At 64.8% G+C, this 20644-nt stretch carries 20 protein-coding genes, 1 tRNA gene and 1 pseudogene; 15 read left to right on the top strand and 7 right to left on the bottom strand.

Annotated elements, in window-relative coordinates; all coding sequences use genetic code 11:
• Positions 1-28 precede the first annotated feature (28 nt).
• A complete protein-coding gene (locus ASE87_RS16125; protein WP_157489807.1) occupies positions 29-1177 on the top strand; it encodes a hypothetical protein in 1149 nt (382 codons plus the stop codon).
• A gap of 1001 nt (positions 1178-2178) precedes the next feature.
• Positions 2179-2729 (top strand): annotated as a pseudogene (locus ASE87_RS10005) (recombinase family protein).
• A 56-nt stretch (positions 2730-2785) separates the two neighbouring features.
• On the opposite strand, the gene ASE87_RS15810 reads toward ASE87_RS10005, so the two are convergent.
• Positions 2786-5269 carry a helicase C-terminal domain-containing protein gene (locus ASE87_RS15810; RefSeq protein WP_082452545.1) on the bottom strand — a complete coding sequence of 828 codons (2484 nt, stop codon included), beginning with the start codon at positions 5267-5269 and terminating at the stop codon, positions 2786-2788.
• 169 nt (positions 5270-5438) lie between these two features.
• Between ASE87_RS15810 and ASE87_RS10015 the strand changes: the two genes are divergently transcribed.
• The 5 genes from ASE87_RS10015 (at position 5439) to ASE87_RS16730 (ending at position 9087) form a co-directional block, all read left to right on the top strand.
• The gene (locus ASE87_RS10015; RefSeq protein WP_056228164.1) at positions 5439-6461 is read left to right on the top strand and encodes a ComEC/Rec2 family competence protein; all 1023 of its coding nucleotides are present in this window, start codon (positions 5439-5441) and stop codon (positions 6459-6461) included.
• 5 nt (positions 6462-6466) lie between these two features.
• The gene (locus tag ASE87_RS16130) at positions 6467-7186 is read left to right on the top strand and encodes a hypothetical protein (RefSeq protein WP_157489808.1); all 720 of its coding nucleotides are present in this window, start codon (positions 6467-6469) and stop codon (positions 7184-7186) included.
• A 184-nt stretch (positions 7187-7370) separates the two neighbouring features.
• Positions 7371-7459, top strand: a tRNA-Ile gene (locus ASE87_RS16135).
• Between the two features lie 427 nt (positions 7460-7886).
• Entirely contained in the window at positions 7887-8120 is a 234-nt protein-coding gene (locus ASE87_RS16725) for a DUF1016 N-terminal domain-containing protein (RefSeq protein ID WP_235472334.1), read from the top strand.
• A 547-nt stretch (positions 8121-8667) separates the two neighbouring features.
• On the top strand, positions 8668-9087 hold the full coding sequence (locus ASE87_RS16730; RefSeq protein WP_082452546.1) for a helix-turn-helix domain-containing protein: 420 nt from the start codon (positions 8668-8670) through the stop codon (positions 9085-9087).
• Here ASE87_RS16730 and ASE87_RS10025 read toward each other — a convergent pair.
• A complete protein-coding gene (locus ASE87_RS10025) occupies positions 9078-10178 on the bottom strand; it encodes a DUF3039 domain-containing protein (protein WP_082452547.1) in 1101 nt (366 codons plus the stop codon). The genes ASE87_RS16730 and ASE87_RS10025 overlap by 10 nt on opposite strands.
• A gap of 447 nt (positions 10179-10625) precedes the next feature.
• Here ASE87_RS10025 and ASE87_RS10030 point away from each other — a divergent pair, with 447 nt between their 5' ends.
• Together ASE87_RS10030 and ASE87_RS10035 are read left to right on the top strand one after the other, a co-directional pair.
• A complete protein-coding gene (locus ASE87_RS10030; protein WP_056228173.1) occupies positions 10626-10895 on the top strand; it encodes a hypothetical protein in 270 nt (89 codons plus the stop codon).
• A 708-nt stretch (positions 10896-11603) separates the two neighbouring features.
• On the top strand, positions 11604-12098 hold the full coding sequence (locus tag ASE87_RS10035) for a hypothetical protein (RefSeq protein ID WP_056228175.1): 495 nt from the start codon (positions 11604-11606) through the stop codon (positions 12096-12098).
• A gap of 92 nt (positions 12099-12190) precedes the next feature.
• On the opposite strand, the gene ASE87_RS10040 is transcribed toward ASE87_RS10035, so the two are convergent.
• Entirely contained in the window at positions 12191-12616 is a 426-nt protein-coding gene (locus tag ASE87_RS10040) for a hypothetical protein (RefSeq protein WP_056228179.1), read from the bottom strand.
• Between the two features lie 157 nt (positions 12617-12773).
• Between ASE87_RS10040 and ASE87_RS10045 the strand changes: the two genes are divergently transcribed.
• The 5 genes from ASE87_RS10045 to ASE87_RS10065 all read left to right on the top strand — a co-directional run bounded on the left by ASE87_RS10045 (position 12774) and on the right by ASE87_RS10065 (position 16427).
• Positions 12774-13661, top strand: coding sequence for a helix-turn-helix transcriptional regulator (locus ASE87_RS10045; protein WP_056228181.1), 888 nt, complete (start codon positions 12774-12776; stop codon positions 13659-13661).
• Positions 13662-13738: 77 nt separating this feature from the next.
• A complete protein-coding gene (locus ASE87_RS10050) occupies positions 13739-14950 on the top strand; it encodes an MFS transporter (RefSeq protein WP_056229495.1) in 1212 nt (403 codons plus the stop codon).
• Between the two features lie 149 nt (positions 14951-15099).
• Entirely contained in the window at positions 15100-15864 is a 765-nt protein-coding gene (locus ASE87_RS10055; RefSeq protein ID WP_157489809.1) for a hypothetical protein, read from the top strand.
• Positions 15865-15897: 33 nt separating this feature from the next.
• Positions 15898-16119: a PLDc N-terminal domain-containing protein gene (locus ASE87_RS10060; RefSeq protein ID WP_056228185.1), complete on the top strand. Its 222-nt coding sequence runs from the start codon at positions 15898-15900 to the stop codon at positions 16117-16119.
• A gap of 116 nt (positions 16120-16235) precedes the next feature.
• Positions 16236-16427 carry a hypothetical protein gene (locus ASE87_RS10065; RefSeq protein ID WP_056228188.1) on the top strand — a complete coding sequence of 64 codons (192 nt, stop codon included), beginning with the start codon at positions 16236-16238 and terminating at the stop codon, positions 16425-16427.
• Positions 16428-16538: 111 nt separating this feature from the next.
• Here the strand turns inward: ASE87_RS10065 and ASE87_RS10070 are convergent, their stop codons facing one another.
• The 4 genes from ASE87_RS10070 to ASE87_RS10085 form a co-directional block, all read right to left on the bottom strand.
• The gene (locus tag ASE87_RS10070) at positions 16539-16910 is read right to left on the bottom strand and encodes a DUF2255 family protein (protein ID WP_056228190.1); all 372 of its coding nucleotides are present in this window, start codon (positions 16908-16910) and stop codon (positions 16539-16541) included.
• 107 nt (positions 16911-17017) lie between these two features.
• Entirely contained in the window at positions 17018-18052 is a 1035-nt protein-coding gene (locus ASE87_RS10075; RefSeq protein ID WP_082452548.1) for an alcohol dehydrogenase catalytic domain-containing protein, read from the bottom strand.
• 138 nt (positions 18053-18190) lie between these two features.
• Positions 18191-18529, bottom strand: a complete 339-nt coding sequence (locus ASE87_RS10080) for a hypothetical protein (RefSeq protein ID WP_056228196.1) — start codon at positions 18527-18529, stop codon at positions 18191-18193.
• A gap of 53 nt (positions 18530-18582) precedes the next feature.
• A complete protein-coding gene (locus ASE87_RS10085) occupies positions 18583-19530 on the bottom strand; it encodes an NADP-dependent oxidoreductase (RefSeq protein WP_056228201.1) in 948 nt (315 codons plus the stop codon).
• Between the two features lie 164 nt (positions 19531-19694).
• Between ASE87_RS10085 and ASE87_RS10090 the strand changes: the two genes are divergently transcribed.
• Entirely contained in the window at positions 19695-20540 is an 846-nt protein-coding gene (locus ASE87_RS10090) for a helix-turn-helix domain-containing protein (protein WP_056229498.1), read from the top strand.
• Positions 20541-20644 lie beyond the last annotated feature (104 nt).

Below are 20644 nucleotides of genomic sequence, written 5' to 3' on the forward strand. Positions count from 1 at the left end.
TACTCCAAGCAGCCATCGAGGGAGCAGCATGACTAGGAAGATCGACTGGCGACACATCGACGAGAAGACCTTCAACGAATTGGTCGAAACATTTCTGGTCCAAGAAGAAACGCGGGAGGGTCGAAGAGCGATGGCGCTGGACGGCCGGGGTGGCGATGGCGGAATTGATGTTGACGTCCGGGTTGAACAGACAAACCAGCTGACTCACATCTATCAGCTCAAGTACTTCCATGGCGGAATGTCAGGCGGGCACATTGCCCGCCGCAGCCAGGTGAAAAAATCGCTATCAGCGGCGCTCAAGAGCGAACCGTCCCAAGGATGGGCATGGACTCTTGTGCTCCCCTTCAAGGTGACCGCACCTGAGCGCAAAGCGGTTCGAGCATTGAGGCCTGGTTCGAAGCCTGAGATTAGATTCATGGGACCGCCCGAGCTCGACCGTCTGTTGGGACTTCACCCCGAGATCGAGCGACGTTTCACCGCGGACTACGCCGTCGAGGTCTTACGAGAAGTGCATCGCGAGTCGGCCGCGCTGACGCGTCCGGACGATCTCGCAGCTGAAGCAACACGGCTGCACGACCGGTTGGACGGCAGGAGCGCCTACTGGGGAATCGCCTTCGGCGTCGATCCCGACGGTTCTGTTCGCGAGACCGTGTTTGCCAAGCGAGACGATGCTCAGGAGCGGGAGCCGCTGTCGGTCAATCTGTCATTGCAATTCGGGCCTGAGAGCGAGGCGCAGAGGAAAGCCTTCTCCGACGCCATGAACTACGGGGTTGTGGAGAAAGTCGAGCTGACAAGCTACGCCCTCGCTGCTGCAGCACGAGTCCGCCGTCGAGCGATAACAACCTCGACGATCCCCTCGATTGCCCAGAGGAGCGCGGCCCCCGCAAGTCCGATTAGCGCGCCAGCCATGAACAGGAACGCCTGCGAGCTGTTCTCACGATCGGCCAAGGTGCCTGAGACGCGATACTCACTCGGTGCGTTGACCCCCCGAATGTCCGCAAACGACCAGGCGAGGACCCCCGCCGCCGGGATCTGCGGAGCGGACGCGGTGACGGTGAGGTCGGACGAAACTTCAGTCATTTCGACTTGGAGCGTCGTGTCGTGCAGGACGGGGCGCATCAGCTCGCCATTGACGTTTTCTTCTATAGTCGATGTCGTCACGCCAGGCAAAGCGTAGACAACTCTTTCACCAGCCGTAGTGGCCAACGCGAGGTCCGATGTGCCGTACAGAGCAACTTGCCAGGTGTCGCTAGAAACCCTCACGAAGTCGCACTCGGTTCGGTACCCGAGTCGGGTATCGAACTCGAGTACGTCCGGCTCTACTGGCGCTGTTGTCGGAGTCTCGCTCGTGTTGACTTGCTCGAGTACAAGACCCTCGCGGATCGCGCCACAGAAGAAGACGCCGACCGACGTCTGACTGGCCTCCGCCTCCGAGGATGGCAACACGCTCACGATCAGTTTGAAGTGCGCCTTCGAGTCCAGCACGCCGCTGAACGACGCATGCACCTGCACGGTCCCGTCCGGATACTGGGGCATCACAACACCGATTCGGCCAGGATCAGGGGCGGTAGGCGAGGCGGGTAGAGCCACCACAACGAGCCCGATGCTCGCGGCCGTGAACAAGCACGCGAGGATACCTCCGACCCATACGAACGCCCAACGTCGACTCGTCGCGACACCGGCGTCAATCTCTTGGTCACGGGCAAACGCATCGACTGACGCGCGTAGGGCCCGCACGTCTGCTCCGACCGCCTCCACGGCGCGCTTTCTCATTCGACGAGACCCGAACACTTGAAGCTTCCCTCCCGGGCCGTGGCACGACCTCGGCTATTGCCGCGCAGGATTCCTGAGCCCACGGTGCGCCATTTGTGATCCCATCATGCCGGTGACATAGGTACGGGCAACACACGAGGGACTGCTACAGGTCCAGTTGACTCTTGCGTGTTCTCGGCGCCCAGATCGCCGTGCCGCCACCTCCGAGTGGTCTAAAGCGACATTTTGAACCAGTTTGGGTTTTTGGACGGTAAGCAGAGTGGCGTCCGATAGGCGGTCGTTCATCGGGACACGTTCTCGAGATGCTCTTGGTCGCCTGAGACCAAGGAGCGTATGGCCTACGGATTCGCGTATGCCTGTCCCGCAAATTGCCCGGTCATGGGGTTTAAACGCTACAGTCGTCGGATGCTCGTCGGATCCGCCCGCGTCTCGACTTCGGGACAGGATCTCGCAGCACAGCGTGACGGTCTTGCAGCACTGGGTGTTGACGATCAACACGTGCATGTTGACCACGGGTTGTCGGGCACGACTCGAGCCCGGCCGGGACTCCGGGAGGCACTGGCAGCCTGCCGCGCAGGCGACGTGCTCGTCATCACCAAGCTCGACCGGTTCGCCCCCTCACTGCGCGACGCCACCGACATCGCGGACGAGCTGACGAAAAAGGGCGTAGCCCTAAACCTCGGGGAGCGGTCTACGACCCCACCGACCCTGTCGGCCGGCTCCTTTTCAACGTCCTCGGAATGGTGGCCGAGTTCGAAGCCGACCTCATCCGAGCCCGCACACGGGAATGCATGGCGATCGCCAAGGCCGCAGGCAAGCTCCACGGCCGCAAATCCAAACTGACTGCCTCGCAGGAGAAGCACCTCGTCCAGCTCCACCGCGCCGGCGCCCACACGACGAGCGAGATTGCGGAGATGTTTGGAGTGGCCCGTTCAACGGTCTATCGCGCTGTGTAGCGCTCGGGTAGCTCGACCCAAAAAGTTTCGGCACGCATGCCTTGACATGAATTTTGTCAGGCTGCCGTACCTCCCGTTGGGGCCGCTAGTCGGGACGCGAGCCCATCTGAGTGGAGCTTGTGGCCCACAAGAAGACGATTCACGACAGCGAGATCCGTCCAACCCGATGCGGCCAGCCCCTCGGCGAAGGACCGGACATCGACTATGAATTCGGCCAGTCCCCGAGCATTTATAACCCTCATTCCCGCAGGCCCTGTGGCCGACCCGTGAAGCTTTTTCTCCTGATGGATCATTACTGGAACGGCCGCAATGTCGGCAGGGTAGCGCTTACCGAACCACTGCAATGCCTCACCGAGCTGCCCGGCATCTCGCTTGCTGATGAAGTCGCTTGTAGCGCCACTCTTAGCTTCGACGACCCAAAAACGACCTGGCTCGATTGCCCAAACGTTATCCGGTCCGTACCCCAACTGTCGTTCGGGCCGCTGGGACCCAAGACCAAGAAACAGACCAAGTTCCAGGATTCCTTCTTCGAACTCTTCAGTTGTCAGAGGATCGAACCGGAGCCGTTCCACAATTGCTTCGACACCTACGCGTAGCGACGCAGCTGTCCCGTACATTGAGGTGATTCGAGAAGCGACCTTCTCTGCCTGTGAACCTTCGAAGGCGACTAGTTTGAAAACGACGCCTGTCAGGGGTCGCAAGACGTAGAGGTTTTTCGTCCGAGCGATGGCCAGAACTTCCTGTGCCCGCACGGGGTCGTACTGCTGGGCGTAAACCGCCGCCTGCTCGAGGAGCTGCCCAGCTTGGCGCTCGTCATCACAGCTGCCGGCCGCAGCGACGAGGCGTTGACACGCTCCAGAAAGATCTCCACCTAAAGCGGATGCGAAAGCTTTTCTAGACTGAGTAGCTGATTCATCTATACGTGCGGCAGTCGGTTCGAGAGCTCGCAGTGCTTGCTTCGCATATGTGACCCACGCGGTTTCTCGCTCGAGCGCCTGCTTGGCCGTGCTCATAATTTTTGAGAGCGGAACATTCTCCATCTCGCGGGCCACGGTCCGGGATCGGGCTAGCTGCGCCCGCGTGGCGGGGCTGAACCGCTCGAGGGTTCGAGGATCGACGGTCAGCTGCGCGAGCCTGCGGCCGATCAGGAATACAACGCAGTGATCTTCGTTGCTTCGGACGGCGCGTCCCATTCCCTGCTCGATCCGCTGAACTTGACGGTCATCGACACCGCTTACATTCCGCTGCATCAGGGCACTCAATCGCTCGTCTCCGCTGAAGGCTTCAGGCAACCCATCGATTACGACTACGCGGCAGGCCTCGTCGGGGAGATCGATACCGTCGTACTTGTTCGCCGTCACCACCAAGCCCAGTCGCGGATTCGCCCTCATCTGAGCGACGACTTCCTTGAGGTTGTCCTTGTCAGCAACCGTGGGATTGAAGGCCGACCAGCGCGCAATAGCGGGTTTGCTAGGGACAATCACCAGGGTGTTGTACTCCTTGGCAAGCTTCGCCACCTCATTTCGCACGTCATCGCTGGTAATTGATGGGTTGATCTCCTCAGGCGCCAAAATCATGCGCTCACCTATGTCGCCGGCAGTCAACGGCTGGATAGGTGAAGCAACGAGATCTGCGTCTGCGTCAAAGTCGGTCACCAAGGAGCTGTCGTTCGCGAGCGTCGCCGTAAGAAAAACGCGATGCTTAGCATCAACGAAGCTGTGCACGCGGTTCACGGCGGGATTTGGCGGGACGAGTGTGACCCCGAGTCTGGTGAAGACAATCCGGCACAAAGGCAAGATTTCGCGGATGCTTTCGAAGCCCGCGTCTTGTGGATTGTCCGGCTTGTAGGCCCGAAGCACAGTGCGAAGTTGATCGATCTTGGTGTGGATCGACCAGAAGGGGACCCGGGCGAAACCACCCCCCGTTTTTTCGCGAATATCTAAGAGAACGTCGGGTGCCTGATCTTTGAGGTCGGCCTCGAACAGTTCCAGGAGGGCGTCGAATGTGGAGTTTCCACGAGCTATCTCGACAGAGAACTGGGCATGCAGCGTCGTCATGACTGCGTGAGCGTCATCAATGACGACGGCTCCAATTGGGACCCGAGGTGCCGTAGGCCGATTGTCAGAAAAGATGGTCCGGCCATTAAAGAGCTTGGCTGCGGTCACCACACCGATAGCTTCACCCGCCAAATACGCGCCGCTCTCGGGGTCCTTCACGACAGGTATCCCGAGATTGCTCGCCTCGGCAATCACCTGATCTACTAGGTACTTGTCTGGAGCGACGAAGAGAGCCGGTGAGACCCCGCCGTTGAGGTAACTCTGAAGCATGACAAGACCATCGATAGTCTTCCCGCCGCCGGTGTTCACCTTGACGACAATGTCGCGTTGTTCGCGTTTTTCATGCCACTTAGTCAAAATTTGGGCTTGAACGTCTCGAAGGTACCCGTAGCCCTTCTTCTTCCCTGGCAGCTGTTCGTACACCTCCCTCGGTGCCGTGGGCAATGCCTCCGTGCTCTCGCGCAACAGCTTCTCGAAATCCATCCCGCCCCCATTCGTCAGTGAATGGTCAGAGGCTAACCGAGTGCCCTGCAGAAAGTGAGTGGTTCTCTTTTGGTCTCCAGGTCAGTGCGGCGGGTCCCCCTACTGTCGGACCAAACCCGTACCCTGTTCAGAAGTAGGACGAGAACAGTTAAAGGGGGGACTGCATCGCATGATTGAGGTTGACTTCATCCCGGTCGGGGAAGAGGCGAACACCGGAGACGCGATCCTGTGTCGGCTGACTGAACCGGGCACGACGCAAGAGCGAGTGATGCTCATCGACGGGGGATTCGCCGACACTGCGACAGCCATCGCTCTGCACGTCCAGCAGTACTACGCCACAACGCGCATCGATCTGATGGTGTGCACGCATCCGGACAACGACCACATCAACGGCCTGTTCGGCATCTTTGACCATCTCACCGTTACGGAGCTCGTCATTCACCGCCCGGCAGAGCACGGTTACACCTCCGATGAGGTCAAGGCCGACCGAGTCGACGAGCTGATCGACCTAGCGCGAAGCCACGGCACCACCGTCACCACCGGCGCGTTCGCGGGCAGCACGTTTTTCTCCGGCGCCGTCCTGGTCGCTGGCCCAACGAAGGACTTCTACACGGACATGCTCGCCGGGGACAATTCCTCCGCATCGATGAAGAGCTTGGTCAGCTCCATCCTCCGCGCGAGCGCGGCCGCGGTGAAGAATGTCCTCATGCCGCGCACGACCGACCCGGGGGAGGGGGAGTTGACGGATGGGGACGGCACGACGTCCCGAAACAACACCAGTATCATTCTTGACGTCCAGGTCGATGGGAGCCGGGCGTTCTTCACCGGCGATGCTGGCGTGCCGGCGTTGACCGCCGCCGCCGATTTCATGGACGCATCAGGTCGAAACTCCGTCGGTTTCCCTGACTTCTTTGATGTGCCACATCACGGCTCCCGGCACAATCTGACTACCAAGGTGATGGACCGGTTGGCTGGTCCGATCGTTGGCGCTACCGAGACTCGGACAGCATTTGTAAGCGTGGGAAAAAAAGCCGAGGACTTCCCTCGTTCAGAAGTCGCCAACGCTTTCACCCGCCGCGGTTACGAGGTTTGCGCGACCCGAGGTCGAACGATTATGTGGGGGCGGGGCGCGCCGACGCGGACGGGCTGGGTAACCATACAGCCGCTGCCGTGGCTGGAGCTTGACGTCTAACGACTGTGGATAAGTCCTACGAACGCACCACGCAACTCGGCCCAGCGATGGCAGTCCTCGCTCCGGTCAGCCTTGTGATCGTCGTCTTCCTGCGGGTCAGTAGCATCGACAGCATCGTTAGGTCTCTCATCGGAATCGCTCTGACCGCCGGCTTACACCTGATCGTCATGCGCACGGTCCGCGACCGTGGCAACAACGTGCAGCGTCGACTCTGGCGAGACTGGGGAGGCCACCCCACCGCGCAACGGCTTCGCTGGCGCGAACATCGCGCCGCCGAGATCCAGCAACTGCATCGACGCGTGGAATCCATGACCGGCGTAAAACTGCCGACAGCAGCAGACGAACGGGACGACCCACTTGAGGCGGACGACGTGTACGAAGACGCCGTCGGACGCATGCGCGAGATGACCCGCGACCACGCTCGATTTCCGCGGGTTTACTCCGAACTGCTGCAATACGGCACCGCACGAAACCTCTACGGTGCGAAGCCGTACGGCCTTGCCGCCGCGTCTGCCGCACTCGTCGCCGCTACTAGTCTTGCCATCGTGACCGCGACCACGACGGTGGCTGTGAGTTGGTGGTCGATTGCGATCGCAGCAATCGGGGCGCTCGTGATGCTTGCTATCTGGCTCTTCCGAATTTCGCCCGACTACGTCCGACCGGCATCCGATCGCTACGCTGACGCGCTCCTAGCAACGGCAAACGAACCAGGTGCACAGTTGTAATGGGTGTTGAGCGGCCGATAACAGCCGACACCGATGTGTTGGTCTTTCGGCCGAATGCCAGAGCCATTCTTGGACCATTGACTCTCGGGCCGTGCGGCGCGCTTTACTGTGGGCCAGGGCTTACCAAGCCGTCAGTGAATGTTGGACTTCCGGGCGGGAAGTTTCCTGACACCCATTCGGTCTCGGAGCCGTGGCTGAGCTGGCCGAAGGCGGGCGCTTGATACGCGTCAGGAGGCTTTATTCCTCTCGGGGGGCTGAATCCCTCTGGCTGTGCCGATGTGTCCGATAGGGGATCGGCAAACGCGTCAGCTGCGTCGATGCTGGTGACGGCGAGGCCGCAAAGAGCTCGCCAACGGCTAGTCGCCATGTCATCGGGAGAGTGGCAGCGCCTGCGGCTCCACCGCTACGCGCCTGCGGTTTGAGGTGGACGTCGGCGCGGTCCTTATCAAGCCGAGTACTGGATGCTCTTGCACGTCGAAAGGGGACCGGCGCCGTGAGCTCATGACGGAGAGCTCCCCGCGATGAGGCTGCCCCGATGGAGCCAGCGAGCTCGCCCGGCCACTCTGAGCGGTCGGGCCACGATCTCTTACCCGGAGCTGCAGCCGGCTCGGGCCGGTCAGGTGCCAGCTCCTCGCGCCTGCTCGAGACTTAAGCTTATCTCCGTGCCACAGCACCTTATCCCTGATGGCTACACCATGTTCTGGCCGACCTCAAGACTCAGGTTCGGGCCGCGCGGAGGCGCGTTCGGCACCAGGTCAACACTGGCCTCACTGAGCTCTACTGGTCCATCGGTGACCTCCTCTCTGAACGTCAAGCGACCAGCGAGTGGGGGAGTGGGGTACTGGCCCGGCTTGCCGATGACCTCCGAGCCGAGTTCCCGGACATGAAAGGGTTTTTCCTGTCAATCCTGAAGTACATGCGCGCCTTCGCTTAGGCGTGGCCGGGGACGCCGGTAACTGGCCAACAAGCTGTTGGTCAATTGCCCTGGGGGCACATCACCGTCCTCCTCGACAAGCTCGACGACAAGGCGGCCCGTGACTAGTACGCCGAACACACGGTTACCCACGGCTGGTCACGGAACGTGCTCCTAAACCAGATTATGAACAAGACCCGGCAGCGTGTGGGGGCGGCGCCGTCGAACTTCGCCGGACAGCTCACTTCGGCCGACTCGGACCTTGCCGGGCAGCTAGCCAAGGACCCGTACGTCTTAAATTTCCTCGGGCTGACCGGCGAGGTTGGGACCCGTTTCCGTCGTCTCGCCGCCGGCTTCTCGCGCACGGGCCGCAGCGTTCGCGCTTTCATTGCCCACGATGCGCGTCGTCCCGCTCCCGCACGCACGTGCGACCGTCTGCCGGATGTACGTCTACACTCTTGTGGCGTTGTGCGATCTCGCGCATCGCGCATGGGATTTCTGCCAGTTTGCCCATTTCGTTTCCTAAAACGGAGAGGCCGAGTTACAGTTATTTCAGTTAGGAGACGACATGACAATCACTGCCATAGACCCGCGCACGGCCATCGCCCCCGCCGAGGTCTCCCAGTTGTCCGAGGCCGTCCAACAGCTTCCCGCAGAATCGCCCCTACGCAAGATCGTGGTGAACCTGCTTGCTGCTGTCGAACGCGGCACGGGCGTGTCCGTCATCGAGAACGAAGACACGCTCAGCCCGAACCAGGTGGCGTCGATGCTGAATGTCAGCCGCCCGCATGTGACGAAACTAATTCGTGAGGGTGTCCTGCCCGCCCACCTCAAAGGGACGCATCACCTTGTGCGTGTTGCCGACGTTGTTGCCTTCGCAGAACGCCGCGATGCCGCGAGCAAGCACGTTGCCGAGGTTGTGGCAAGACCAACTTCTGCCCGTCGAGCCTTGAGCAAGACGGCCCTAAGAGACCTCAGTCAGCTCTGAGCACGCTCACGCAGCTGGTCGAGCAGTTCTTGAGCGAAGGGGTGCATTTCCTCGCAGACAGTGCACACGGGTAGGTTCGCTGACTCAGACGTCGAGGGGACGAAGAAGCGTCCACACAACCCTTGGACGGCCGTGCCGGTCACGAGTCCTTCGATAACGTGGTGTGAGCGGACATGGTGGAGTTCTGTCGGCGGAGATACCATGGGAGGGAAAGATTCCGGGTCAATCTCGGCGTCCGAAAGCAGCTGAGCGAGCTTCGCGTGAGTCACGAAGACGTCTACGCGAAGCTCATCGTGGGTGTACACCGATTCCCAGCAGCTCGTATCCGACTGCAGATATATGATGCCGTGGGAGAGCAACCGCTCGTACATCGAGTAAGGTTTCGGTGACTTCGGCATCGTGATCGTGATCGTGCTCATCGTCTCGTGCGCATGGGCCACCGTCTTCGCGGAATCTTCGTGTTGAGTGCTCACGGTGTACGCGAACGTAGAAGGCGAGCCCGAGGCAGCAGGGCTAGGTGGGGTATCCGTTCTAAACGGCTCTTCTGATTTGAAGGCAGCCCGGAGAGCGTCTCGCAGCCCACTGATGAGCTCACGGGTCAGCGCGTGGTCGCGTAGCCGGTCCTCTTCAGAGTCCCTCACCCACATATCCAGGTCCGTTGGCCGAGCGGTCTTCGCGGCGCCGGCGGTTTCACCCGTCGTCAGTAGCTTGCCTTTGTCGCGCTTCAGTGCCTTCGCGACACTCGCATGGAACTTGTTGTGCGCGTCGACGTGTACGAGCCACGGATCGCCGGCGTCGTCCAGGATGATGGCTCCGCGCCACCCAGCGCCTGACGGGTCGCGCACTTCATAGACCGGGGCGTGATAAGCCGCTGTAGCCTCCACGTGCCGGTCGGGTACGCCGCCGTCCGCGAACCGCTGGTCTGCGTCGTCCAACAAGGCGCCGCGAACAGTTTCGAGCCGCAGTTCCTCGAGGATGGCCTCAGGCAACTCGGAGCTCTTCGCGCGCTGGATGACGTCGCGCGCCCTAAGGACAGCTGGTGCGTCGGGCATGGCCTTGATCACGCGCAGCGTCGGTCGTGTCTTTCTCATTACTCCCCCAGCTTCACACCCTAGATGCTCGCCCCGTCTGGAATCGACTCTGGCAAGCAGAGCGTCGCTGTACCGCTTCGATGCGGTGCGCACGAGGGTCGCAGTACTCTCGCTCGTCCTCGAACGCGCTCTGCTTGACCACGAGCCGCCTGCTGAACACTCAGACGCAAGAGTTATGCGTGACGTGTCGCAAGATCGTCGGCCCACCCCCGGCGGTCCGCGTTGAACTGCGCCATGCCGACCGGGTAATTCTTTTTCAAGTGAATCGTGGCACGGTCAAACTCTTGGAGACAACGCCGGAAACCAGCTTCGAGGTCTCGAGGCTTACGTAAACCGCGTGAGCATTTGAGAGCCTCATTGACTGAGACGCGGGGTGCGTCGTCGAAAAGAGAGTCGCGTGTCAGTGGCGGTATAAAGACTAGACGCTCAACGACTTTGGGGGAACTCATGACCAGCTGTCTTGTTACCTACGACTTGTCTGCGCCGGGACAAAAGTACGACAAATTGATCGAGCACTTGAAAAGCTATGGGACGTACTCGCATTCGCTGCAGAGCGCGTGGCTGATCGTAAGCGATAAGAGCGCGAAGGAGATTCGTGATGCTGCGGGCGCGTTCTTGGACGAAAACGACAAGCTGCTCGTCGTTGAGCTGACTAGCGTTGCTGCATGGCGCGGGCTGCGTAGGGCAACGAGCGACTGGATTCACAAGAACCTTTGACCGACGGTGGGTGGTACGGCTCACACGCAGGGGCCGTGCCGCGGTCCTCGGTTTCACCTCATTCAGTTGAACGACCACGCCAGCAGGCTTTGAGGAACATGTGTACGCGGTGACGCTCGTGAGGAGCGTTCAAGTTAGCGCGTTGAGCTAATCGACATTATGAGTCGAGGTGGACTCTGAGCAGACGTGAGCGTGAGCGGTGAGGGGCTTTGATGTGGTCCACTGCTGCTCCGCCCGCAACAGCGAGGCTGTCAGTGATTTTCCTGCGACCCCGGCTGCGAGCTTGTCGAGGCGGCGGATGTTGGCGGTCAGCTAGCAGTTGACGTTCTCGATGTGGACGCCGTAGATGACACCGGTTAAGAGTGACGCCTGGGGTTGAGATCTACAGCCCGAAGAAGTCGCGAAAGGTGATTCCAACAGTGATGTCCGACTGCGTCCGAGCAGACCTAAACTGCTCCCACCTTTACGCGACCACCCTCGCTGTCCCCTAGCGCACCAGCCCGGCCACCGCGGCCGTCACCCGCGCCGTCATCGAGGCCGGCCTCGCCGTCTGCCGCTCGTGCGCCGGCGGGTGCGCTCAGCACGCCGACATGGACGACCACTGCCGCATCGGCGCTTGCACCGCTCTGCTCGCCCCCCTCTGACAACGAGTCGATGGGCTGACGGGCGTTGAGGCATCGTCAAGAAGTCTGGGAGCATGGCGTCATCATGCAGAAGCTCATCGCCGCACTTGCCCCGCTCGCTCTCGTCTCCGCTCTGGCGCTCGCCGGCTGCAGCAGCCCTGCCCCCTCGGACGCAGGCGAGACAGGGCTAGTGAGTGGCTCATCTGCGACGAGCACCGCCTCCGCCGAGGCCACACCCGAAGCGGCTCCGGTGCCCGACCTCACCGGGTCGTGGAAGCAGACCAACTCGGGGAGCGAGGACGCCTACCAAGCGGCGACCATCACCGGCGACACCATCTCGATCAACTGGGTCAGCGACGGTGGCGACACCGAGTCGATCTACTGGGTGGGCACCTTCACGCCTCCCACCGACGACGCGTCGCCTTACACGTGGTCCTCGGCCCGCGACGCTGCCGCGACCGACTCGGCCATGCTCGCCTCGACCGATGACACGAAGGAGTTCACCGTCGACGGCGGCGAGCTCAGCTACAAGGCCAGCTTGATGGGCACCACGACGACCGTTCGTCTCGAAAAGCAGTAGGCACGCCGACGCAAGCCTCCTGCCGCGAGGCCAGGGGCGGCCGTCAGGGCGAGCCGCGCCGCGACCTCACTTCGCCGGAACGCCTACGAGGGTCAGCTGCAGGTGTAGGTGACGCCGTCGACGACGTGGGTGCCCGGGCCGAGGTCCGCGCAGGTCTCGAGGAGGGTCGAGGCGCCGACGATGGCCGCGACGATGAACGCGACGGTGAGCAGCAGCACCACGATCGAGATGATGATGCCGGCGAGCGAGAGGCCTCGGGGCTGACCGGCTCGGCCGAGGCGGCGGAACGAGATCGTGCTCATGATGAGGCCGGCGATCGCCAGGAAGCCGAAGAACGACAACACGAAGCCGGCGATCTCGAACCCCCGCGACGGACGCTGGACGGCCCCGCCGTCGTGCCCCGCCCCGGGCGCCTGCGGCACGCCGCCGTACTGCTGCCCCCCGTACTGCTGGCCCCCGTCCTGCGGCCCGCCGTACTGCTGCCCCTGCTGCCCGTCGTAGTCGCGTCCGTCGGTCATCTCGGTCCCCCGTCGTCGAGTGGTGCTGGTGCCACGACCCTACCGAGGTGCTGAGCGACCGTCACGACCACAGCCACCCCACGGCATGCCAGGCCCCGCCGAACCTGGCCCCGACAGGGCCTGGTTGCCCGGAACCACCGACCGTAGGGTCGAAGCCATGGACAACCGAGCCGAGGTCCGCGACTTCCTCGCCACCCGCCGCGCACGCCTCTCGCCCGAACAGGCCGGCGTGGTCAGCGCCGGCGGCCAGCGACGCGTCCCCGGGCTCCGCCGCGACGAGGTCGCCCGCCTCGCCGGCGTCAGCGTCGACTACTACACCCGCCTCGAACGCGGCAACCTCGGCGGCGTCTCCGACAGCGTCCTCGACGCCATCGCCCGCGCCCTCGGCCTGGACCAGGCCGAAACCGACCACCTCTACGACCTCGCCCGCGCCTCCGTCCCCTCCCGCCGCAAGCCCCCGGTCACCAGCGAACAGAAGATCGCCCAGTCCCCGGTGCAACACATGCTCGACGCCATGACCGGCGCCGTCGCCATGGTCACCAACACCCGCATGGACCTGGTCGCCGCCAACGCCCTCGGCTTCGCCCTGTACTCCGACATGTACCGCAGCACCCTGCGCCCCGCCAACCACTCGCGCTACATCTTCCTCGACCCCGGCGCCCACGACTTCTACCCCGACTGGGAGCGCGCAGCCGCCGTCAACGTCGCCATCCTGCGACGCGACGCCGGACGCAACCCGCACGACGCCGGCATCGCCGCCCTCGTCGGCGAGCTGTCCATCCGCAGCGACGAGTTCCGCGCCCGCTGGGCCGCCCACGACGTCCGCCGCCACTACACCGGCGCCAAGGAGTTCCGGCACCCGGCCGTCGGCCTGCTCGCGCTGGACTTCCAGGTGATGGAACTCCAGGACACCCCCGGGCACTCGCTCACCGTCTACACGGCCGCCCCGGGCTCCGCGTCCGACGAGGGGCTGCGCCTCCTCGCCTCGTGGGCGGCGACCGAGAACGTCGTCGAACGCGCCCGGTCCGCCGACCCCGTCACCTGACCCGCGCCTCCTTCTTCCTCCCGCACCACCGGGCTCACCCCCAGGAGGCGCATCCCCGCGCCCGAAAGGACCTCACCATGTCGACAGCGCCCGTCCCCACCCACGTGCCCCGCGCCTCCGTCGCCGGAGGGCCCGTCGAACGGCTGCCGGTGTTCTCATTGGTCGTCCTGGCGACGATGGGGTTCATCCTCGTCGCGATGGAGACGATGCCGGCGGGCCTGCTGCCCGTCATCGCGGACGGCCTCGACACGAGCGAGGGCGCCGTGGGACTGCTCATCAGCGCCTACGCACTCGGCACCGTGGTCGCGACCGTGCCGGCCATCACGCTGACCCGGGGGATGCGACGCAAGCCGCTCCTCCTCATCGCGATCACCGGCCTGGTCGTCGCGAACACGGTGACGGCGCTCTCGCCCGTCATCGCCCTCGCCCTCGTGTCGCGGTTCGTGGCCGGCGCGTTCTCGGGTGTGATCTGGGGCATGCTCGCGGCCTACGGACGCCGGATCAGCCCGCCCGACCGTGCCGGACTGTCGCTCGCGATCGTCTCGGCGGGTGCGCCCGTCGGCTTCGCGTTCGGGACGCCGCTGGGCTCGTGGCTCGGGACGGCCTTCGACTGGCGGTGGTCGTTCGGCGGGCTGACCCTGCTCGGGGTCGTCGTCTTCGCGCTCGTGGCGAGCATCGTCCCCGACGCGGCACCGGCACCCGCAGGGGCACGGCTGTCGCTCGGGCGGGTGTTCCGCATCCCGGGGATCGCCGTGATCCTCGCCGTCATCGCCGCGTGGATGCTGGCGCACAACACGATCTACACGTACGTCTCGCCGTACCTGCGGGCCGGTGGGTCGGGGCTCGGCGTCGACGTCACGCTGCTGATCTACGGCATCGCCTCGATCGGCGGGATCGTCGTCACCGGGGCGCTGCTCGACCAGCACCCGCGCGCCCTGCTGCACGGCAGCGTCGCCCTGTTCGTCGTCGCGGGGGTGGTCCTGCTCGTCGGCCACGCCTCAGTGCCGGCGGTGGTCGTCGCCGCGGTGGTGTGGGGCGTCACGTTCGGCGGCGCGTCGGCCCAGCTGCAGGCGGCGCTCACCACCGTCGGCGGTGACAACGCCGACGTCGCGAACGCCTTCCTGCCGGTGGCGTTCAACGTCGCGATCTTCTTCGCCGGGATCGTCGGGGCGGCCTTGCTGACCGTGGCGGACGGACTCGTGCTGCCGGTGCTGATGATCGGGTTCGGGGTCGTGGCGTTCGCGCTGACGGTGTACGGGCGGCGCAACGCGTTCCCCGGGGCGCTCTGACCGGCTCGGCCCTGGGCATCATCGATGCTCACCTCCTCAACGGCAAGGGGAAGAAAGTGCAGCAGATGCAACATCTCGAGGGGGGTTGAAAAAAAAGCAGACCCCTTTGTATGTTTGGGGCTTCAACGCACAGTTCAAGGGGGAATTGCATGAAGAAGCAGATGGTAGGCCTCAGTGTTGCGGCAGCAGTTTGCGTTTTGGGGACCACGTTGATGGGAGCGCCGGCGATCGCCGCCCCGGCGGGTGTGAGCCAGGTCGAACTCGAGAAGACGAAGTCGTCTCTCGCAGCTTCCGACATCGCTCCGGCGCAGCAGGCCGAGTTGTTGCAGAAAGTTACAGACGGCGAGCTGTGGGACGCCGCGTCTGGCAAGGCTGCGGTGTCGTCGACCACGAAGCAGCAGGGCGACTACAAGGTGACGAAGGACGTCTACGCAGACGGTTCCTACACCGAGATGGGCATTGAGCAGGGGCGCCAAGCTAGTCCCGCCGAACTGCAGGCCATGATCGCTCAGGCGAAGCCGTTCTTGGACGGAACCGCCAAGAGCAATGTCGTGCTGCCCCCCAAGACGGGTGGAGTCTCCACTCAAGCCCAGGGCGTCAGCAACTGTGTCTTCGGTAACAATGGAGGCGTTCGCTACGCGCAGAGCTGCCACGTCTACTACCACGGTGTCACGTGGAGTAACAGTTTCAACGCGAATTACCAGATCACCCCGACGTCGTCCAAGTCGCAGCTCATCGCGAATTCCAACAAGGTCGTCACCGTGCTGGCCGTCTCGAATGAGATCGCGTTCTCACGAAACAACGGCCGCGACATCCGTCACCAGTTCAACCTGTCTGCCGGGGGATGGGGCAACACCCCGTTTTGGCTCGACCTGCGGACGACCACCGGTGGGGCATCCGTCGCCCGCGCCTAAAATAGAACGTAAGTTAGGAAGAAGGAGAACTTCATGTTCGGACTCGCACCACTCGACCTTTTCTGGTCCGTAGTCCTCTTGGCTGGCTCGGTTCTCCTCGTCAGTGCCATCGTCTCCATCGTTCGCGACAAGGCGATGTCGGCACAGATGGTGACCATCTGGCTCATCGTGGTCGTCGTGGCCCCCGTTGTCGGGCCACTGGTGTGGTTCGCCCTTCGGGGATCGCTTCACAAGAATGCGGCGAGGACCAGCTAACCCGCAGATGCGACCGGGGAGACCGCCATCCGTGCCCGGATGGCGGTTTCTCCTGTCTGCGGCACGGCATGCGACGCGACGCCCTGCTCTGTTGAACGGGCGCGCGTCGTGCCGACGTGACCACCGCAGGGGGCGCCTTCCTGCCGGTGGCGTTCAACGTGGCGATCTTCTTCGCCGGGATCGTCGGCGCCGCCCTGCTGACCGTGGTGGACGGACTCGTGCTGCCGGTGCTGATGATCGGGTTCGGGGTCGTGGCGTTCGCGCTGACGGTGTACGGGCGGCGCAACGCGTTCCCCGAGGCGCTCTGACCGGCAGTTCCTCGACCCGGTGGCCCGGCGGGCTGCCGGGGTCACGACGACGGCGAAGGGGCTCCGCAGAACGTGCGGAGCCCCTTCGTCGAACCGGTGTCGTAGCGACGCTCAGCGCGGACTGATCTTCACCGTCGCCGCGACGGTCTTCGCGGTGAGCATGGGAGGCAGGTACGGGCTGCCGTGGTACTTCGCCTCGTACGCGGCGTCGACCAGGTCGTCGGCGACACCCGCAGCGGCCTCGAAGGTGACGTCGTGTTCGTCGCCCGCGGCGCGGATGCGTCCTGCGCCCTGCTTCATCGCGGCCCGGTACCACCGGGACGAGGTCCCGTTGTAGGCGCGGACGAAGAGCGCGTCGTCGACGACCACGGACCAGATCCAGGTGGGGGTGCCGTGGGTGACGCCGTCGTCCCGCAGAGGAGAGACGTGCAAGTCGTCGGTACCGCCGATGGCGGCCAGGGTGGCTGGGTCGAAGGTGGGCATCGTGAGACTCCTTCTGAGTTCGAGGGGAGGGGGAGGGGGAGGTGCGGGACCGTTCGTCCGCGGGGAGGAGGAGGCGCCCGCTCGCTCGACAGGCGCCTCCTCGGTCGTCACGGGCGGATGAGCACCTTGAGCGCCTCGCGGGAGTCCATCAGGCGGTAGCCCTCGGCGATCTCCGACAGGGGCAGTTCGCGGTCGAACACGCGGCCCGGGTCGATGGTGCCGTCGAGCACCTGCGGGATGGCGGCCTCGAGGTAGGCGCGCACCGTGGCAGGGCCACCGGTCAGGGTCGCGTTCTTGCCGAACAGCGAGGTGAAGCCGACCGGCGCCTCCTCGTATTGGGGCACGCCGACGCGGCTGATGGTGCCGCCGGGACGGACGATGCCGTAGGCCTGCTCGTAGGCGGGCATGTGACCGACGGCCTCGAGGACGACGTGCGAGCCCTCGCCGCCGGTGATCTCCATGACCTTCGCGACACCCTCGTCACCGCGTTCGGCGACGACGTGGGTGGCGCCGAACTCGCGACCGAGGTCGGTGCGGGCGGTGTGGCGGCCCATCAGGATGATCGTCTCGGCACCGAGCTGCTTCGAGGCGAGGACGGCGGAGAGACCGACGGCGCCGTCGCCGATCACGGTGACCGTCTTGCCCGGGCCGACCTGCCCCTGCACCGCGGCGTGGTAGCCCGTGAGGTAGACGTCGGACAGGGTCAACAGGCTCGGCATGAGTGCCTCGTCCGTGCCGGCAGGGATCTTGACGGCGGTACCGTCGGCCTCGGGGACGATGAGCTTCTCGGCCTGGGTCGCCGAGGGCGCACCGTCGAAGAAGCCGCCGTGCACGCACGAGGTGGTGATGCCGTCACGGCAGAACGGGCAGGTGCCGTCCGACCAGGCGAAGGGCACGATGACGGTGTCACCGACGGAGAGGGTGCGGACGTCGTCACCGATCTCTTCGACGACGCCGATGGCCTCGTGGCCCATGCGGCGGCCCTCGGGGGTGTCGCCGAGGTCGTGGTACGGGTGCAGGTCCGAGCCGCAGACGCAGGCGTAGGTGACACGGATCAGGGCCTCGGTGGGCTTCTGGACGACGGGGTCGGGGACGTCTTCGACGCGGACGTCGCCGGCGCCGTACATGACTGTTGCCTTCATGGTGTTCCTCTCAGGGGTGTCGAGTCGGGGTCGACGGTAGGCGGGGCGCCACGAGGCAGGGAGGCCCGCTCAGGGCCTCCCTGCCTCGGCACCCGTGGTCGGCGGAGGCATCGGAACCGGTGCCGGGGCCGGCCGGGGTCAGCGGACGCGGGTCCAGGTGCCGTGCAGCTGGACGAACTCGCCACCGATGACGGAGCTCGCCATGCAGGCGCCGTTCGTGTAGTCCTCGATGTGGGTGACGTGGTCGCCCGAGTCGGGCTCGGTCCAGCGGACGACGTGCAGACCGTCGCGGACCTTCGTGGTGGTGTACTCCATCGTCTCGTGACGGCCCTCGATGGCACCGCCCGTGACCAGGAACGAGACCTGGGTCTCGGTGTCGAAGGTGATCTCGACGGTGAAGTGGCCGAGGGGCGTGTCGGGGCCGAGGTCGGCGAGCCAGGTCTGTCCGACGCTGGGGAGGGGTGCGGCGATGTCCATGGGATGTCCTTGTCTTGTGGTGGAGCTGGGTTCGGGAGTGGGGATCGGGTGGGTCAGAACTCGAGGATCAGACGGCCGCGGAGGCCGCCCTGCTCGAGCCGGGAGTGGGCGGTCGAGGCGTCGGCCGCGGGGAGCGTGCCGGCGACACGGGTCGCGATCTCACCTCGGTCGGCCAGCTGCGCGAGTGCGCTGATGACGTCGTGGCGACGGTGGGACCGCATCACGTACGACGAGAAGACCTGGACGTCGCGACCGGGTGTGCTGTCGGTGGGGAGGTAGAACGCCGCCTGTCCTCCGTCGCGGACGGCACCGAAGACGGATTCGCCGACGATCGCCGGGTCGGCGAGGGCGTCGGCGCCACGGCCCCCGGTCAGGGCCAGGACTCCGGCGGCGAAGTCCTCGCCGCGGTCGATGACGTGGGTCGCCCCGAAGCCCCGGACGAGTTCCGCTTCCGCCTCGGATGCCGAGGCGATGACGGTGATGCCTCGGCGGACGGCGAGCTCGACGAGGTAGCCGCCCACGGCTCCGGTGGCACCGGTCACGGCGAGGGTCGCTCCGGGGTCGAGAGCGAGGTGCTCGAGCGTGATCTCGGCGGTCAGGGCGTTGGAGAGGAACGACGCACCCTCGACGAACGTGAGGTCGCCGGGCAGCCGGGTGACCGATTCCGCCGGGAGGACGACGTGTTCGCTGTAGCCTCCGTGGCTGGCCTCGGGGACCACGAATCCGATGACCGCGTCACCGAGCTGCAAGCCCTCGTCGGTGGCGAGGTCGTCGCCGAGCTCGTCGACGACGCCGGTGACGTCCGTTCCGGGGACGACCGGTTCGACGACGGCGCCGTCGTTGCCGGCGAAGCCGCCGGAGCGGATGATCGTGTCGACCGGGTTCACGGCCGCGGCGCGGACGCGGATGCGGACCTCTCCGGGCCCTGCGTGGGGCTCGGGGACGTCCACGGGGTGGAGGACGCTCGGTCCTCCGAATGCGGTGAGGCCGATGGCCTTCATGGTGTCCTCCTGTCGCCACCGAAAGGGGATCTTCCGGTGTCGTGAGATCACGTTGCCACTCGCATCCGGCGCTCCACAGGGGAAGGAAAATGACCCCCCAGCTCGTCGCGGGCGGCAGGACCAGCGGTCCCGCCGTCGCGACGGAGGGCTGGCAGGATCGGCGCATGGCAGCGGAACCGAAATGGCGAGAGCTCGGCGACTTCCTCCGTGCCCGGCGAGCGGAATTGCAGCCCCACGACCTCGGTCTGACGGACGACGAGCACCCCCGACGCGTCCCCGGACTGCGCCGCGAGGAGGTCGCCCGGGCCGCCTCCATCAGCACGGATTACTACACGCGTCTCGAGCAGGGACGACTCCCGGCGTCGGCGCCCGTGCTCGACGATCTCGCTCGGGTCCTCCGACTCAGCCCGGATGAGCGGGCTTACCTGGCCGGACTGGCCGGGAAGGTCCTGCCCGACGACGCGCCTCCTGTGTCGGTGGGCGTAGCCCCCTTCGTCCTGAGGATGATCGAGGACCTCGGGGCCACGCCCGTCTTCGTCATGGGCCCCCGGACCGAGGTCGTCGCGTGGAACACCATGGCGGCGTCCCTCATCACCGACTTCTCGGCCGTCCCCGAGGGCGAGCGGTACTTCATCCGGCTGCTGTTCACCGACCCCGCCCTGCGCACCCTGTACACGGACTGGCTCGGGGTGGTCGACCTCGCCCTCGCGCAGCTGCGGATGGACAGTGCGCGTGATCCGGGAGACCCTCGACTCCAGGCGCTGATCGCCGAGCTCGTCGCCCTCGGCACCGAGTTCGAGGGGCTCTGGACGGCGCACGAGGTGGCGACTCGCGGCACGGGCACGAAGGTGTTGCGGCATCCCGTCGTGGGGGAGCTGACACTCGACTGGGGAGCCCTCGATGCCGGAGGCGGCCACACGGCCATCGTCTGGACGGCGGAACCCGGGTCGCCCTCGCAGGAGGGGCTGCGGCGTCTCGCCGACCTCGGAGCCGCCGGACGGGGGTCGTGATCAGCGGTGAGCTTCGCGCGAGCCGGTCGACCCGCACCGCGCCTCCTCGGCGTTCAGACCCCAGGAAGTCGCCGAGACCCCTGCTTGCGAGTGGGGGTCTCGGC

Origin of the sequence: Frigoribacterium sp. Leaf44 (genome assembly GCF_001421865.1) — a bacterium.
Taxonomy (GTDB): domain Bacteria; phylum Actinomycetota; class Actinomycetes; order Actinomycetales; family Microbacteriaceae; genus Frigoribacterium.